Annotated in this window: 14 protein-coding genes; 9 read left to right on the top strand and 5 right to left on the bottom strand. The window is 58.8% G+C overall.

Annotated elements, in window-relative coordinates; translation table 11 throughout:
* Positions 1 to 372: 372 nt before the first annotated feature.
* Both P406_RS06850 and P406_RS06845 read right to left on the bottom strand, forming a co-directional pair.
* The gene (locus tag P406_RS06850) at positions 373 to 846 is read right to left on the bottom strand and encodes a YchJ family protein (RefSeq protein ID WP_003412870.1); all 474 of its coding nucleotides are present in this window, start codon (positions 844 to 846) and stop codon (positions 373 to 375) included.
* 3 nt (positions 847 to 849) lie between these two features.
* Complete coding sequence (locus tag P406_RS06845) at positions 850 to 1,347, bottom strand: DUF6231 family protein (protein WP_003314411.1); 498 nt, start codon at positions 1,345 to 1,347, stop codon at positions 850 to 852.
* A 643-nt stretch (positions 1,348 to 1,990) separates the two neighbouring features.
* On the opposite strand from P406_RS06845, the gene P406_RS06840 reads away from it, so the two are divergent.
* The 8 genes from P406_RS06840 (at position 1,991) to P406_RS06805 (ending at position 9,311) form a co-directional block, all read left to right on the top strand.
* On the top strand, positions 1,991 to 2,668 hold the full coding sequence (locus P406_RS06840) for a hypothetical protein (protein WP_003412868.1): 678 nt from the start codon (positions 1,991 to 1,993) through the stop codon (positions 2,666 to 2,668).
* 24 nt (positions 2,669 to 2,692) lie between these two features.
* Positions 2,693 to 3,580, top strand: a complete 888-nt coding sequence (locus P406_RS06835) for a 2Fe-2S iron-sulfur cluster-binding protein (protein WP_046235751.1) — start codon at positions 2,693 to 2,695, stop codon at positions 3,578 to 3,580.
* A gap of 14 nt (positions 3,581 to 3,594) precedes the next feature.
* The gene (locus tag P406_RS06830; protein WP_046235750.1) at positions 3,595 to 4,806 is read left to right on the top strand and encodes an ATP-grasp domain-containing protein; all 1,212 of its coding nucleotides are present in this window, start codon (positions 3,595 to 3,597) and stop codon (positions 4,804 to 4,806) included.
* Positions 4,803 to 5,966 (top strand): ATP-grasp domain-containing protein, encoded by a 1,164-nt coding sequence (locus P406_RS06825; protein WP_046235749.1) that lies wholly within the window; start codon positions 4,803 to 4,805, stop codon positions 5,964 to 5,966. Before P406_RS06830 ends, P406_RS06825 begins: the two co-directional genes overlap by 4 nt.
* Positions 5,967 to 5,981: 15 nt before the next feature.
* Positions 5,982 to 7,079 carry an arginine deiminase family protein gene (locus tag P406_RS06820; protein ID WP_046235748.1) on the top strand — a complete coding sequence of 366 codons (1,098 nt, stop codon included), beginning with the start codon at positions 5,982 to 5,984 and terminating at the stop codon, positions 7,077 to 7,079.
* A gap of 15 nt (positions 7,080 to 7,094) precedes the next feature.
* On the top strand, positions 7,095 to 8,042 hold the full coding sequence (locus P406_RS06815; RefSeq protein WP_046235747.1) for a DMT family transporter: 948 nt from the start codon (positions 7,095 to 7,097) through the stop codon (positions 8,040 to 8,042).
* Positions 8,043 to 8,284: 242 nt separating this feature from the next.
* A complete protein-coding gene (locus P406_RS06810) occupies positions 8,285 to 8,560 on the top strand; it encodes a DUF1145 domain-containing protein (protein ID WP_003402324.1) in 276 nt (91 codons plus the stop codon).
* Complete coding sequence (locus tag P406_RS06805; protein ID WP_003412857.1) at positions 8,553 to 9,311, top strand: hypothetical protein; 759 nt, start codon at positions 8,553 to 8,555, stop codon at positions 9,309 to 9,311. The genes P406_RS06810 and P406_RS06805 overlap by 8 nt, the downstream gene beginning before the upstream one ends.
* Positions 9,312 to 9,377: 66 nt before the next feature.
* Here P406_RS06805 and P406_RS06800 read toward each other — a convergent pair whose 3' ends face one another.
* The 3 genes from P406_RS06800 to P406_RS06790 form a co-directional block, all read right to left on the bottom strand.
* The gene (locus P406_RS06800) at positions 9,378 to 10,409 is read right to left on the bottom strand and encodes a purine-nucleoside phosphorylase (protein ID WP_046235746.1); all 1,032 of its coding nucleotides are present in this window, start codon (positions 10,407 to 10,409) and stop codon (positions 9,378 to 9,380) included.
* A gap of 26 nt (positions 10,410 to 10,435) precedes the next feature.
* Positions 10,436 to 11,395 (bottom strand): nucleoside-specific channel-forming protein Tsx, encoded by a 960-nt coding sequence (locus P406_RS06795; protein WP_046235745.1) that lies wholly within the window; start codon positions 11,393 to 11,395, stop codon positions 10,436 to 10,438.
* 180 nt (positions 11,396 to 11,575) lie between these two features.
* The gene (locus P406_RS06790; RefSeq protein WP_003314423.1) at positions 11,576 to 12,040 is read right to left on the bottom strand and encodes a CopD family protein; all 465 of its coding nucleotides are present in this window, start codon (positions 12,038 to 12,040) and stop codon (positions 11,576 to 11,578) included.
* A 107-nt stretch (positions 12,041 to 12,147) separates the two neighbouring features.
* Here P406_RS06790 and dinG point away from each other — a divergent pair, with 107 nt between their 5' ends.
* A complete protein-coding gene (dinG, locus tag P406_RS06785; RefSeq protein ID WP_003402334.1) occupies positions 12,148 to 14,292 on the top strand; it encodes an ATP-dependent DNA helicase DinG in 2,145 nt (714 codons plus the stop codon).
* Positions 14,293 to 14,320: the final 28 nt, after the last annotated feature.

Here is a 14,320-nt window from a genome sequence, read left to right as displayed (position 1 = left end):
GCGGCGACCCCCGGATCAGTGTCAGGGCGAAGGAACCCGACGAAGTCGGGCCGGAAACGGAGCCAGGGGCTTTGGTCACTTTGGCCCCATCAAAGTGACTCGCCGAGGGGCGAAAAGGTGACCTGAGATCGAACCTCAATCTACCTGACATCACAGAACAGCCGTGTGACGCAGAGCGTCACGAACTGCATTCCCACGCGGAGCGTGAGGAACGATAGTCAGGGGGTGAAAGGTGACCTGAGCCGAACCTCAATCCACCTGACATCACAGAACAGCCGTGTGACGCAGAGCGTCACGAACTGCATTCCCACGCGGAGCATGGGAACGATAGTCAACCGCGGAGTTCTCGACGTTCAAGCAAAGAGCCGCAACTCAGTCCACATAAGCCGAACAGCACTTCTTGAACTTTTGCTCACTGCCACACGGACACGCATCATTACGCCCAGCCTTCAACGGCACGGTTGAATCGATAAAATACCAGCGCCCCTGATTCTGCACGAACGACGAACGCTCCTTGTGACTGTGCTCACCATTGCCATCATGCCAGCGAGCGGTAAACGTCACGAACGCATGCTCCGGCTTGCCGCCGAACACCTCCGAGCTTTCTACCTCCAGCCCCAGCCAAGTGCTCTGCGCACTCCACTGAGCGATAGCCTCACGGTCCAGCCCGCCTTGCTGCACCGGCAGCGTGGTCTGGACCAGATAATCAGTCAGCCCCAGCACATAGGCGCTATAACGCGAGCGCATCAGCGTTTCCGCACCGGGCGCAGGCTGACCTGCGTGATAGCGACCGCAGCAGGCCAGCAACAGATCGCCGCTGCCGCAGGGGCAAATGGCACTACTCATAGGTCACCACCAATACTTTCCAAAATTCTCCGGGTTGGCCCAGTACTTCGCGTTCAGCCAGTCGGGCACCTGTTTGTACTCACGCAAGTCGTACGTAAACAGGTTCAGCACCTGCTCGTCGCGGGCGAAGCGTTCGCTGGACTGCAGCGCCAGCGAGAAAAAATCCGTCTCCTGCCAACCGCAGGCCTGCAAGTCGGCGAGCACCGCGATGCGGCTGGCGTTGAGGTTGCGGATGCCACCCAACAATTCCAGGCCGGTGCGCTTGGGGATGTGTTCCAGACAATCGACCACCAGCGCCAGATCGAAACGTTGTGCGGCCAGATGAGCAGGCAGCGCACCGGGTTCGGCCAGCGCGACCTCGGTCTGCGGGTGGGCCTCCTGAAAGGCTTGCAACGCCGGAAACGCCTGAGCGCCGATCAACAGCAGGCGCTGCGGCGCGTAGCGATCGAGCAGGGCAGCCAGCGCTTGTTGGGGCGTACGGTTCGAGTAGCCGACGGTCATTGAAAGTCCTCTGGTTAGCTGACAAGACTAGCCTGCCCGGCGAGGTCTGGAAAGCATCGTTCACGGGCTTTCAGCTGCAGCGACCGAGTTATTAAGCCATTTGGCAGATACTTAGATTATAAAGTTACTTGCAAGCTGTTTTCAGACGCATTAGGATCCGCAACACAAATTGGATCCCAAGAGTGGCTGCATGGACGCGACGTATAAACACCTACTATGTAACTGAATTGTAATCTCTGCGATGCCTTGATAAAGGCGTGGTATGTGCTGTGTGTCCGGCGGGCACGCAGAATATTCTGGCCATGGGCTATTAGACGTGCAACGTTCATTATTATGGACCGTCTTTCTGTGCGCCTTGAATACGTAAAGCGATGATATTGCCCGGGCCATTCGGGGGCGTGTCAGTGACGGCTGTTAAAAAACACCGGTTGTTTAGCTGCCGCCTCTGGCAATAGGCAAGGGCACTTGGTTGACGTCATTTTTTTATTTTACGCAATCGTTGTTTGACCTATCGATCAGCTTTCGCTCGCGGTTCTGGCCGTCGGTCATTTGTTTTGTTGTGCTACGGATAACACGATTCAGCAGGGCGCTGAATATTAAATATCATTAAGCCATTAATGATTAACATGGAGAGAAGCAACCGATGATATCCACCGCTGAGATGCTAAAGACGCTTGAAAGCACCGTTGATGCCTGCCTGGAAGCAGAATTCAAAAAAGACACCGTCATGGGCGAGTTCCATAAAGGCGACTGGTTCAACGAGTCTTACTACAAGCGTCATATCCTGGAGTGCGTGATCCGCATTCACATGAATAACGAACTGGACGCACGTGCTGTACAGGTTGCGGCAGTCGACAACATTTCCGCCGCCAAACAATTGTCTTACTATTTGTATGATGAGTTCGGCCACGACGAAATGTTCGGTCAGGACCTCATCACGTACGGCTATTCTCCTTCCGATGTTCAGGCGCAGTTCGCCTTTCCGGAAACCTGGAAACTCATGGGTTACCTGAACTTCTGCGTCAGCAAGTTCGGGCCTTTGTCCTCGATTACCTGGGACTGGTTCCTCGAATACTACGGCGACAAGTACAGCTCGTTCATCACCCAGAAGGCCAGTGCCAGCATGGGCCAGCCAGCAGTCAGCGGAGCGGCTTCGCACGTGGCTTTCGACGAAGCCGAGGACCACAGCGGCATGATGAACAACATGCTGGCGTCGGTTATCAAGGACGAGAAGGATCTGCAAAAGGCTGTCGTTCATATCAAGGCATTCATACCGATGGTCGGTGAGTACTTCCAGGCCCTGCGTGCAGCAACGCTTTAATACACCTTACTCAGGGTTGGTGTAATGGCAATCTACAGTGTTCGTATTGGAGACCAGACTTACACCGCCGAGAGTCAGCAACCCCTTACCGATGCCCTTCCTCATGAAGCGTTGGTAAGGGGGTGTCTCAAAGGGGTGTGCAGAGTGTGCAAGTGCACACTTGTTTCGGGGCGCGTTCTGGAACAGGGAAAGGTCGTTGCCTTGAATGAAGCCTTTCTGCCATGCGTCAGTCGTGCTGAAACGGATATTGATATCCGTGTTGCGATCAGCACCTTTCATAAGGCCAGGCTGAAAAGCAAACGGATGCTGTCCGGGCAAATCATGGAAGTCGTGCTTGAGGTAAAAAAGGTTTTCTATAACGCCAAGTCGGTCATCAGCTTGAAATACCCCGAGGGTTCAGCGGTGCGCAGTTATTCCGTGGTCACCTTGGGTGGCAAGGATTACGACAGCCTGACCTGCCATGTGAAGTTGCGTGAGGGAGGCCTGTTCTCGGCGTTACTGGTGCAGTGGCCAGTGGGCGAACCGCTGGAGTATTCAATTGCAAGTCCTGCCTTACCTGTTTATGAGCAGTCCCTGAGTCGTTTGAATGTCGTGAGCGGTGGAAGTGGAATGGGCGCCGCATTGAGTCGTGCGCAGGAACTGGTGGCGAAGTACGGTATTCGTGAAGTTGCCATTTATGCCGTCAACCGTGCAGACCTCAGCGATTATCACGCAGGGTGTATAGAGGTCTTCCGCAAGACGATTGAATGCGACGTTCATGTGACCAACTTTCCCTTTTCCGAATGGACCCACCCTGACTTCGCCATTGGCGACCACTTGATGCACGACACGCTCACCATCGGCGTCGGGTCGGATGGGGTGATCGGCAAGTTAAAGAACCTTCCCTTGTGTGAACTTGAAAGTTTTGGATAGTCGGAGACTGAGCCATGTCCATCGTTGTCATTGATCCTGTTTCATCCGGCATTAACTATATCAATGCGGCGCAGCAACTGGGCGTCGGTGTCTATGTGTTTTCCTGTGACGGTGGCGAGCAGGAGCTCAACGCAGAGTTGCGGGCCAAGGTACGTCAGGTGATCAAAATCGACACCGGTGATTTTGATGCACAGCTGAAGAAAATCAATGAGTTGGGAGACATCCGCGCCGTTCTTCCCGGTGTGGAGTACGCCGTGCCCATGGCCGCGCGCCTGGGGGCTGCGTCAGGCACAACGCATCTGCACGACAGTGCAGTAGAGAAAGTGCGCAACAAATTCAATTTCCGCAGCCGGCTGACGGAGGCGGGGCTGAGCACGATCGGCTTTTTCCTTCTGGATGCCCATGCGCCGGTAGCTGTGCCGGAGGGCTTCAGCTTTCCGGCGGTGGTCAAGCCGATCGATATGGCGGGCAGCATCGGTGTGCGCAAGCTCTACAGCCATGAAGAGTTGATCGAAGCGGTGGAGACGTTTCGTCAATCACTGCCCGACGACATCGGCTTTACTGCCAGTGGCCGGCTGATTGTCGAAGCGTACATTCCCGGCACTGAATACAGTGTCGAAGGCATCGTGCGCAGCGATGGCAGCGTCACCCTTGCGTCGATAACGGAAAAACTGCTCGGCTCGGAGCCGTACTTCGTCGAAGTCGGTCACATCGTGGGCCAGGGCTATGACGAAGGGTTTCGCAGGGTGCTGACCGACTATTCGCTGGCGGTGCTTGAGGCCATAAAGCTGAACGTCGGGCCCTTCCATCTGGAGTTGCGCGTCACGCCACAAGGCCAGCCGGTAGCGGTTGAACTGGCGGCCCGCCTTCCAGGCGACAATATCGTCGAGCTGATCAGGCGTGCCAGCGGCATTGACCTTGCCAAAGAGACGCTGTGTGAGTACCTGGACATCGACAGTCGGGCCGTGCCATGTGCGAACGGCGTCAGTGCCATCGCCTTCATCCCCCGAGGCGACAAGAGCGAATTTACCGAGCTGCAGGGGCTCTCCGACATTTTCGACAGTCCTTATTACCTTTCGCATCAGGTCTATTACCGATCCGGCGACGCTCTGGGCTCCGATCAGGACTGGACCTCAAGAATCGGCTACGTCATGTTCGGCGGTGCCGACGAGGCGCTTGTAAGAAGCCTTGTCGGGCGGGTACACACAGAGGTTGGAATCGTATGAAGCATGTCCTGATCATCAACCGCTATGACGACGAGCTTTCGGACTACCGCAACTACATCGATCACTCACAGGTCGATGTCTCCTACATATCACTGGCAGGGCACTCGCGGCTGATTGATCCGCAGGTCAGCGCCAACGTGGTCGAAGTCAACGCACTGGACGCCGATCTGATACTTCAGGAAGCGCGGGCCATTCATCGTCGTCAGTCTGTCGATTTCGTGATCGCCTTTTCGGAATACGATCTGGACGCCGCTGCGCTGGTGCGTACCGAATTCGACATACCCGGTGCCAAGGTCGCCGATAACCTGCTGTGCCGTAACAAGGCGAGCATGAAGGAAGCATTGACCGGTTCTTCGGTTCGTTATCCTCAGTATCGGAATGTAGCGTCGCGTGGCGGCGTCGAAGCCTTCTGTCATGAGCACGGCTTTCCGGTCATCCTCAAGCCCCAGGTTGGCGCGGCCTCGGACGGCGTGGTGAAGATCGAGCGCCTGGAAGACATACCCGACCTGCCGGATTTCAATGGTTACGAAGTCGAAGAATATATAGAAGGCGATATCTATCATGTCGACGCGATACTGGCGGCCGACAGCATGCCGTACTTCAAGGTGTCCAAGTACCTGAACACCTGCCTGGACTTTCGCAACGGCCTGCCGCTCGGCTCGGTCACAGTCGATGACCGGGCGTTCATCGCGCGAGTGCGCGCGTTCACCGAAGAAGTCTGCCTGCGTCTCAACTTGCACAACCAGGCCATTCACCTGGAAATCATCGAACGTCGTGGCGAGCTGGTGTTTCTGGAGATCGGCGGTCGAGTCGGCGGCGGTGAGATTCCGTTTGTCGCGTTACGCAGCGAGGGGATCGACCTGTATGAGCTCTGGACCCGCGCCGCGCTGGAAGTGGCTATCGCTCCGGTAGACACCCGAATCACCGGTTTTCTGATGATGCCCAATCCGTTCCGCGGCGGGTTCACCTTCGATCCGCTGATGGAACTCTCCCATCCGCTGCTGACCTATAGCAGCGTGCAGTCCCAGGGCGATTCAAATGCGTTCAGCTACGAGGATATCCCCGCCAGATTGCACTTCGCCGCCGACAGCCAGGCTGCGATAGAGCAGGCCATTGTGCAGTGCATGAATATTTTGCAGACGTCGATTCGCGCAACCTGATTTCTGGAACCCTGAATGAAAGTGCTCCTGCAGCTTCCCTCTGTCGTGCAGCCTGTTTCCATGTCGGTATTCATGGAATCGCAGCAGCCGTATTCGCTTCGGCAGGCAGATGCCGATGTCATGGCTCTGGCCAGCTCTTTCAATGCAGCGGGTTTCCCGACCGTTTTCCTGTCCGATGCGCTGTTCAGCGAAGACGGTCCGCAGGTGGCCATTGAGGACATGCGGCAGTTGGCAAGGCGTGCGTTGCGCTTTGCTGACAATGTCGAACACGGGCGCCAGCAGCTTGCTCACCAGCAATTGCTCCGCTGCAGTCGGCAGGAGTTGGCCGAGATCATCATCAACCAGCCCGAGCTACGGCTGCATTACGATGACGAGTTGGGCCGGATCAGTCCGGACGCTACCTACGAGAGCTACCGTATTCAACCGCTGTACGGGCTTCTGTTTCCGCGGGACCACTTCATGAACGTCGGCGGGCAGCCGGTTTTTGGGCGCCTGAAGCGTCAGGACAGGGCGCGCGAGGTGGACGTGGTGAAGCAGGTGGTCGCTGCTCATGGTCACGTTCCTGTCGAACTCGATCAGGTGCTCGAGGGCGGTGATTATCTGGAAAACGAACACGTATCCGTGATCAACACCGGCTTTCGTACCGAGGCCCCGGTGCTCGAGTTCTTGCTGGCTTCAAACCTGCTCAAGGGCGAGGTTGTGCTGGCGGTGCAGGACATATGGCGTAATCCCGAACAGTTTCACCTGGATCACTACGCCTGCCTGCTGCGCGACGCCCTGCTGATCGACGCGACAAGAGCGGACGCAGCCGACCGTTCCCTGGTCAGCGTTTATCGGCGCATGTCATCGGGCTGGCAACTGACTGGCAAGGACCTGACGTTTCGCCAGGCAGCACAGGTAGCGGGTATCGGGCTGATACCGCTGGACGACGAAATGATGGCGGCATGGTGCGCGAATGCATTTTCATTGGGCAATCATGTCTGGATCGATCAAAACGCACCGGTACGCCTGCTTGATCAGCTGGCTGAGCTTGACTGTCATGTTCATTTGATCGCCTTTACAGAGCATCAAAAGCAGTTCGGCGGCATTCATTGCGCCACTCAACTCCTATAATTTCGAGGGATCGTCATGAAAGTGGGCAATAAGGCGTTTCTGCCTGTTCTGGCACTGGTCATAAGTACCATCGGTGTGGCCTCCGCCATCGCGTTCGTCAAGCTCAGTGAAGTGGATGCCACGTCTACCCTGATGCTACGAATGTTCATGGCGAGCGGCATGGCCTCTGCGCTGGCTGCGTGGCCAGCAGGTAAAAACACTGAGACAGGAACTGTCGGTACGGCGCGCAGCCGGCGGGCGATGCTCTGGCTGCTGGTATTGTCGGGCGTGGTGTCGTGTGTGGATCTGCTGTCCAATCACTGGGCGGTCAAGCTGACCAGCATGGCCAACACCTCGGTCCTGATGAACCTGTCCCCGGTGTTCGTGGCGCTGCTGTCCTATCTGTTCATGAAAGAAAAAATCGGCGTCTATCAAGTGTTGGCGCTGGCCCTGAGTATCGGCGGGGCGTGTCTGCTGGTGTTTGACGGCAGTGCCAGCGTGGCGTTTTCCAGTCAGAGCGTGACCGGCGACCTGCTGGCCCTCAACTCCGCGCTTTTCTATGCGATCTACCTGATCCTGATCAAGTCGTTGCGCGACTGCTTCACGTCTCGCAAGATCATTATCTGGAACAGCTTTACCTGTGCAGTGCTGTTACTGCCCATCGCTTTGCTCACCAGTCCGAAGATTCTCCCGGACACCGTCCAGGGCTGGGTGGTCATTGCGTTGCTCGCGCTGATCAGCCAGCTTCTGGGCCATGGCCTGATGGCGTATGCACTCAGGCACGTCGATGTGGTGCTGGCCTCTGTTTCGGCACTGGCCCGTCCGGTGGTGGCGATTCTGATCGGGTTTTTCTTTTTCGATGAGCAGCTCACGTTCGTGCAGTGGGTTGGCGTTGCTGCGGTATTGGTAGGTGTCTGGTGGTACAAGCGTCCGGTGCCGGTGGTGCGTCCAGTCGTCCAGGCCAAGACTCCCAGCGAGGCCTGACAGGCTCGATACACCAGAGGTCCTGCAAAAAGCCCTGCATCCTTTGTGACAGGGCTTTTTGGTGTCCGCTATCCTTGATTGCGGTACTGCCGCACACAAACATTGTCTTGCGTCGAGATCATTGCGGATCTTTTTCAACACACCGCTGGCATATTCGGCGTACAGCACGTCTACTGTGCGGCGACGAAAAGCATGCGAAGACTGCAATTTCGTAACGGATCATGACAAGGGGTGGGCGGGCAATGAAGGTGTTTTGGGGGCTGGGAAAGATATTGATGCTGGGCTTCTGGCTGGTGGTGCTGGTCAACGCGGCGATCGAGGCGCCCAGCCCGTTTGGCGTGATGATCGACATGGCCGGCGCGGTGCTGCTGTTGACGCATTTGCTGGAGCTGATTCTGTTCAACGGCAGCCTGCGCGGTCGCCGGCATCCGTGGCGCGACCGGGGCAAAATCATCCTGTTCGGCATCTTTCACGTTCAATCCATCGGCCGTCCGGTCAGGGGGCACACTCATGCGTAAGCTCGTTCTGTTGGCAGCATTGTTCAGCCCTCTGGCCATGGCCCAGGCAATTATCGTTGCTCCGCACTCGCTGATGCGTCTGCCTGGTAACAGCAGCGTTCTGCAGGTCGAGCGCCTTGAAGTGGCCGACTACGGCACTCTGCTGATTCCGGCCGGTATCGATGATGTGAAGATTGGCGAGCTGGTGCTGGGGCATGAAGCGCGAATTGCCATCGTTCCTGGTGTGCAGGCGTTCAACATGGTCGTGCTGCACGGTGAGTTCGGCACCGGCAGCCAGATCACCGCACGCGGCGCACCGGGTACTTTCGAGAAACCGGCACGGCCAGGGCGCAACCTGACCCTGCGCCTGCAGAGCCTGAATGCCGAAGAACTGTCGATTGACGCCCGCGGTGGTGCAGGCAGCCCAGGCTATGCCGGGCTGGACGGCGGCACGGGCGAAGACCCTGGTTGCACCTGGGGCCAGGCCGGGCGTGGTTATAACGGCGACAGCGGCGGTAATGGGCATGACGGCGCTGCGGGCGCGCAGGTTCGTCTTGAACTGCCACAGAGCTATCCGGCCGAACGCATCAAGGTGAATGTCGCAGGTGGCGCAGCGGGCAAGGCTGGCGAAGGCGGCAAGGCAGGCAAGGGCGGTGCGTCCAAAGGCTGCATCGTCTACCGCGCTGAGGGCGGCAAGGCTGGCAGACAGGGTGAGCCCGGTCTGCCAGGTGCTCCGGGACCGGCAGGCGCGTTGATCCTGCAACGTCTGTAACCTGCGAGCTGTCCGGATCAGGCGCAAGGCCATGATCCGGACAGTCGCGAATCGCTTCACATCACGTTATTGCGGTACGCCTTTTTCCCAATTCTTCCAGTCGCCGACAATTGCCTGCACCAGCGGGTTACCGGTGCGGTAGAGGTTTTCCAGCGCCGGGACGAAGGCACCCTGATCGGCGTACTTGAGCAGGTTGTCCACTTCGCTGTAACCCGGATACGGACGATCGAAGTCGGAGCCCGCGCGCACGACAGCCAGGCGATTGACATCGACCTTGCCGGCCTTGCTCGCTCGCAACAGAGCCTCGTAGGTGGAGTTATCCTCCTGCTGAGTGGTGCAATACTCGCCTTTACCGTCGGTCAGCAGCTTGGTCCAGACTTCCGCACGCTCGCTCAGACGCGTCCCGGAGAACCAGGTATTGCCTGCCAGCGTGTCGCACTGCGTGACCTGCGGCGGCAGGTTGGCCGGCGCATAGGGGTATTTGACGCGCCACGCGGCTGATTCCTTGCTTTCGCTGAGGGTCACCTTGTGCGACAGGGCAAACGCCTTGGCCTGCAGCTTGGGGTTGAGCTCGAAGACTTCGGTCTTGTAGTCCAGCGGCGGTTTCTCGTTCGGGCCCTTGGTGTTGATGCCCAGATAACCGGTCGGCCAGTCCTTGGGCACATCGCGGGAGTCGATTTCCCACTGCGTGCCGAACTCCACCAGATAGTGCGCCCAGGCCGTGGTGCCGAGTGTGCCGCGGTGCGGGTTGATGCCGGCAATGCCCGCGACAATGAAGTAAGTCTTGCGCAGGTCGAATTGCGGCGACAGGGCCAGCGCCAGGGTCGATGCCGCAGCGTTGGTCTGGCCCATGCCGGTGACCAGCAGGCAGACGTCCTGATCATTGCAGCGGATGGCCGGGTACTCGGCGGCAAGACCGGGCACCTGGATTTCCTTGGTCAAGTGCAGCCGGTCGATCCAGTTCTGTGCTTCGGGCGCAAACATGGCGACCAGCATGACCTTGGGCGTGACCGGTGCCACCGGTGCGGTAGCCGCCCAGACAGCCGGGCTGAGCAGTGCCAGCGTGGCGCACAGTGTGTTGCGAGTGGTGTGTTTCATGAAAACTCCTGTCGTCATAATAAGGTTCAGAACTGGTAACCCACGCCTGCGTAATAGCCCCAGCCGTCGGAGCGCGCGCGGAAGTTGCCATCGCCGAAGTTCAGCTCGCTGCCGTCCTGCCAGTTGCCGCCATTGTGGAAGTAGCGGCCAACCAGGGTGAAGCGCAGATGCGTGAAGGCGTAAAGCAGCACATTGGTGGCGACCGTGGAGTTGCCGGTGCGTGCCGGATCGTTTTTCAGGTCCGAGCCGAAATCGAAGTTGGTGAAGCCGATGTAGGTCAGCGAGGCGCCGTTGTCGAACGTGCTGATCGGTACGATGTATTTGAGCTGGGCGCGGTAGCCGTCCCACGAATACTCGTTGCTGGCGCCGTAGTTCTCCCACTGGTAGCGGCCATAGAAGTTGGCCGACAGATTGACCCGCGAGTGGGTATCGATGTCAGTGCCCAGGCCGCTGTACAGGGTGTTGGCCCGGTTCGCCGTATTGCTGCCGTGGTCGTAGATCCAGTCGAAGGCGACGTACCATTCCTTGAACGGCCCGATGGCCAGACTGCGCCCGGCGAGGTAGTCGATCGAGACGCGTGGCTCGTGCTCCATGAACAGCGGCGAGCCATGGTCCCAGACGCCTTTGTCATTATCATTGCCGATGCCGAGGATCTTCGGTACGTCGACATAGCCATACAGCTCGAACGGCCCTTTGCGGCCGAAGTATTCGTATTCCAGGTAGATGTCATCGTTGGGCTTGGGGCCGAAGCTGATGTCCTTGCTGCCGATCAGCGTCAGGTCCTGATTGAACCAGTCTGAAAAATACGCGCCTTTACCTTCCTTGGGCGAGGCGGGCGGGCTGAGTGCTTCGCCCTGCGCCGAGTCTTCGGCCGCAGCGGGCTGTGCCAGGACGCTGGTACAGGGCAGCGCTGCGGCTGCGGCGAACAGCAGGGGCATAAAGAATCTTGAGGGCGTTGCGGGTGGAGTGAACGGCGGCTGTGGCATTGAAGCTCCTTTTCGTGGGCGCGTACTGCTGATCGCAAGCGTTTGCACAGCCCATGCCAAACTGTTTCAAGATGTTGAATGGCTTGGATATCAGGCACAGAAGATGACCGATCGGGCAGGAAAACGCCCGCAAGCTGTGCGCGGTGTCACCGCCAGTGCCCCGCGATGTTCCGTTTTGCCTCAAAGGCCCGGACGCGCCGCCGCCAGCATGACCACGGCCAGACCGATAATCAGATTGATGCCGACCAGGCGGCGGATATTGCCCAATGCCGCCGCACCCTCGGCCCACTGTTCGGCTTCCACGGCACGACGCAGCTCCGGCAGTTGCAATGACTGGATACGCAAGAACAGCGCAACCATGACGACGTACAGGCCCATCATGATCTGCACATAACGCGGCGCGGTTTCAAAGCCGGTGAAGTTGAGCTGAATCATGCCGATGCCGGTTATCGGCAGCAGCACCACCGCAGCCCAGACCCAGGCGAAGAAGCGCGGAAACACCTGGACCCACACTTTCAGGCGAGAAGGGCCTTCAAGTGCTGCAATGACTGCTGGGCGCAACACCATCCAGGCGAAAAACATGCCGCCAACCCACACCAGGGCAGCCAGCAGATGCAATGTATAGACAGTAGAAAAAGCGGTCATCGGACACTCCGTTCTGCGCGGATGGATTTAGCGCGCTATGATAGCGCCCACTCAGAACTACTGAAAATTTATCCAGCCTTTTTAGCCGTGCCCCCGAACCGAAGCCAATGATCAGTACCGAACTCAAAACCCAGATCCAGGGCGCTTACTCGCGTTTCCTCGAAGCCAAGAGCCTCAAGCCACGCTATGGCCAGCGATTGATGATCGCTGAAGTCGCCAAGGTGCTGGGGGACATTGACACCGATGAAGAGGGCCGTCGTTCGGGCGATCCTGCGGTAGTGGCGGTCGAGGCCGGAACGGGTACCGGCAAGACCGTGGCCTACGCCATCGCCTCGATTCCCACCGCCAAGGCGGCCGGCAAGCGGCTGGTGATCGCCACCGCGACCGTCGCCCTGCAGGAGCAGATCGTCTACAAGGACCTGCCGGACCTGATGCGCAACAGCGGTCTGAATTTTACCTTCGCCCTGGCCAAGGGGCGCGGGCGTTACATGTGCCTGTCCAAGCTCGACGCATTGCTGCAGGAAAGTGACGCGACCAACGCGACCGCGCAGCTGTTTGAAGAAGAAGGCTTCAAGATCGAAGTCGATGAGGCCAGTCAGAAGCTTTTCACCAGCATGTTGCAGAAGCTGGCGGGCAACAAGTGGGACGGCGATCGCGACAGCTGGCCGCAGGAACTCGCCGATCAGGACTGGGCGCGTCTGACCACCGATCACAGCCAGTGCACCAACCGGCACTGCCCCAACTTTCAGCAGTGCGCCTTCTATAAGGCGCGTGAAGGCATGGGCAAGGTCGATGTGATCGTCACCAACCATGACATGGTGCTGGCCGACCTGGCACTGGGCGGCGGTGCGGTGCTGCCGGACCCGCGTGACACCCTGTATGTATTCGACGAGGGTCATCACCTACCGGATAAGGCCATCGGCCACTTTGCCCATTACACCCGTTTGAAATCGACCGCCGACTGGCTGGAACAGACCGCCAAGAACCTCGCCAAGCTGCTGGCCCAGCATCCGCTGCCCGGCGATCTGGGCAAGCTGATCGAGCAGGTGCCGGAGCTGGCGCGCGAAATCAAAGGCCATCAGCAGTTCATGTTCGGTGCCTGCGAGCAACTGGCGGATTTCCGCGCCGGTGAAGACATGCAGGGCCGCGAGCGTCCACGTCACCGCTTTGTCGGCGGCGTGATTCCCGAGCACATCCGCGAGATGGGTATCGAGCTCAAGAAGGGCTTCGCGCGCCTCGACGACCTGTTCACGCGCCTGACCGAGCTGCTCAAGGAAGGCATGGACGGTGAAGTCAACATCGGCATCGCCAGCCATCAGGCCGAAGAATGGTATCCGCTGTTCGGCAGCCTGCTGGCCCGCGCGCATGGCAACTGGGAATTATGGACAGCCTTCACCGCCGAAGACCCGGAAGACAGCCCGCCAATGGCGCGCTGGCTGACCCTGGCCGACAGCGGTGCAATGTTCGATATCGAGGTCAATGCCAGCCCGATCCTGGCGGCGGAAATGCTGCGTCGCAACTTGTGGAACATCGCCTACGGGGCGCTGGTCACCTCAGCGACCCTGACCGCGCTGGGCAAGTTCGACCGCTATCGCATGCGTGCCGGGCTGCCCAAAGGGGCGGTGACCGCCGTGGTGCCAAGCCCGTTCCATCACGCCGATGCCGGGGTGCTGCGCGTACCCGACCTCAAGGCCGACCCGCGTGACTCGGTGGCGCATACCGCAGCGATCATTCGCGACCTGCCCGGTCTGGTGGAGGGTTCGCGAGGCACGCTGGTGCTGTATTCGTCGCGCAAGCAGATGCAGGATGTCTTCGACGGCCTGGACCGTGACTGGCGCAAGCAGGTGTTCATTCAGGGCAACCTGTCCAAACAGGAAACCCTCAACAAGCACAAGGCACGCGTCGACAGCGGCGAGTCCAGCGTACTGTTCGGGCTGGCCAGCTTTGCCGAGGGTGTGGATTTGCCTGGCGCCTACTGCGAACACGTGGTCATCGCCAAGATCCCGTTCGCGGTGCCGGATGACCCGGTCGAGGCTGCGCTGGCCGAGTGGATCGAAGCGCGTGGCGGTAACCCGTTCATGGAGATCGCCGTGCCCGACGCCTCGTTGCGTCTGGTGCAGGCCTGTGGTCGCTTGCTGCGTACCGAAGAGGACCGCGGCACCATCACGCTGCTGGACCGCCGCGTGGTCACCCAGCGCTATGGCAAGGCGATTCTCAATGCGCTGCCACCGTTCCGTCGGGAAATAACCTGAGCCAAAGATGAAGAGCGTTTCACATCTG

This window comes from Pseudomonas syringae pv. coryli str. NCPPB 4273 (assembly GCF_000972175.1).
Lineage (GTDB): Bacteria > Pseudomonadota > Gammaproteobacteria > Pseudomonadales > Pseudomonadaceae > Aquipseudomonas > Aquipseudomonas syringae.
Note: the sequence above shows the minus strand (reverse complement) of the source record. Positions and strands in the feature narration are given on the sequence as shown.

What these genes read in the sequence shown, in the direction of transcription:
- P406_RS06850 (WP_003412870.1), bottom strand. Translation starts at nt 846, where the DNA reads ATGAGTAGTGCCATTTGCCCCTGCGGCAGCGGCGATCTGTTGCTGGCC.
- P406_RS06845 (WP_003314411.1), bottom strand. Translation starts at nt 1,347, where the DNA reads ATGACCGTCGGCTACTCGAACCGTACGCCCCAACAAGCGCTGGCTGCC.
- P406_RS06840 (WP_003412868.1), top strand. Translation starts at nt 1,991, where the DNA reads ATGATATCCACCGCTGAGATGCTAAAGACGCTTGAAAGCACCGTTGAT.
- P406_RS06835 (WP_046235751.1), top strand. Translation starts at nt 2,693, where the DNA reads ATGGCAATCTACAGTGTTCGTATTGGAGACCAGACTTACACCGCCGAG.
- P406_RS06830 (WP_046235750.1), top strand. Translation starts at nt 3,595, where the DNA reads ATGTCCATCGTTGTCATTGATCCTGTTTCATCCGGCATTAACTATATC.
- P406_RS06825 (WP_046235749.1), top strand. Translation starts at nt 4,803, where the DNA reads ATGAAGCATGTCCTGATCATCAACCGCTATGACGACGAGCTTTCGGAC.
- P406_RS06820 (WP_046235748.1), top strand. Translation starts at nt 5,982, where the DNA reads ATGAAAGTGCTCCTGCAGCTTCCCTCTGTCGTGCAGCCTGTTTCCATG.
- P406_RS06815 (WP_046235747.1), top strand. Translation starts at nt 7,095, where the DNA reads ATGAAAGTGGGCAATAAGGCGTTTCTGCCTGTTCTGGCACTGGTCATA.
- P406_RS06810 (WP_003402324.1), top strand. Translation starts at nt 8,285, where the DNA reads ATGAAGGTGTTTTGGGGGCTGGGAAAGATATTGATGCTGGGCTTCTGG.
- P406_RS06805 (WP_003412857.1), top strand. Translation starts at nt 8,553, where the DNA reads ATGCGTAAGCTCGTTCTGTTGGCAGCATTGTTCAGCCCTCTGGCCATG.
- P406_RS06800 (WP_046235746.1), bottom strand. Translation starts at nt 10,409, where the DNA reads ATGAAACACACCACTCGCAACACACTGTGCGCCACGCTGGCACTGCTC.
- P406_RS06795 (WP_046235745.1), bottom strand. Translation starts at nt 11,395, where the DNA reads ATGCCACAGCCGCCGTTCACTCCACCCGCAACGCCCTCAAGATTCTTT.
- P406_RS06790 (WP_003314423.1), bottom strand. Translation starts at nt 12,040, where the DNA reads ATGACCGCTTTTTCTACTGTCTATACATTGCATCTGCTGGCTGCCCTG.
- dinG (WP_003402334.1), top strand. Translation starts at nt 12,148, where the DNA reads ATGATCAGTACCGAACTCAAAACCCAGATCCAGGGCGCTTACTCGCGT.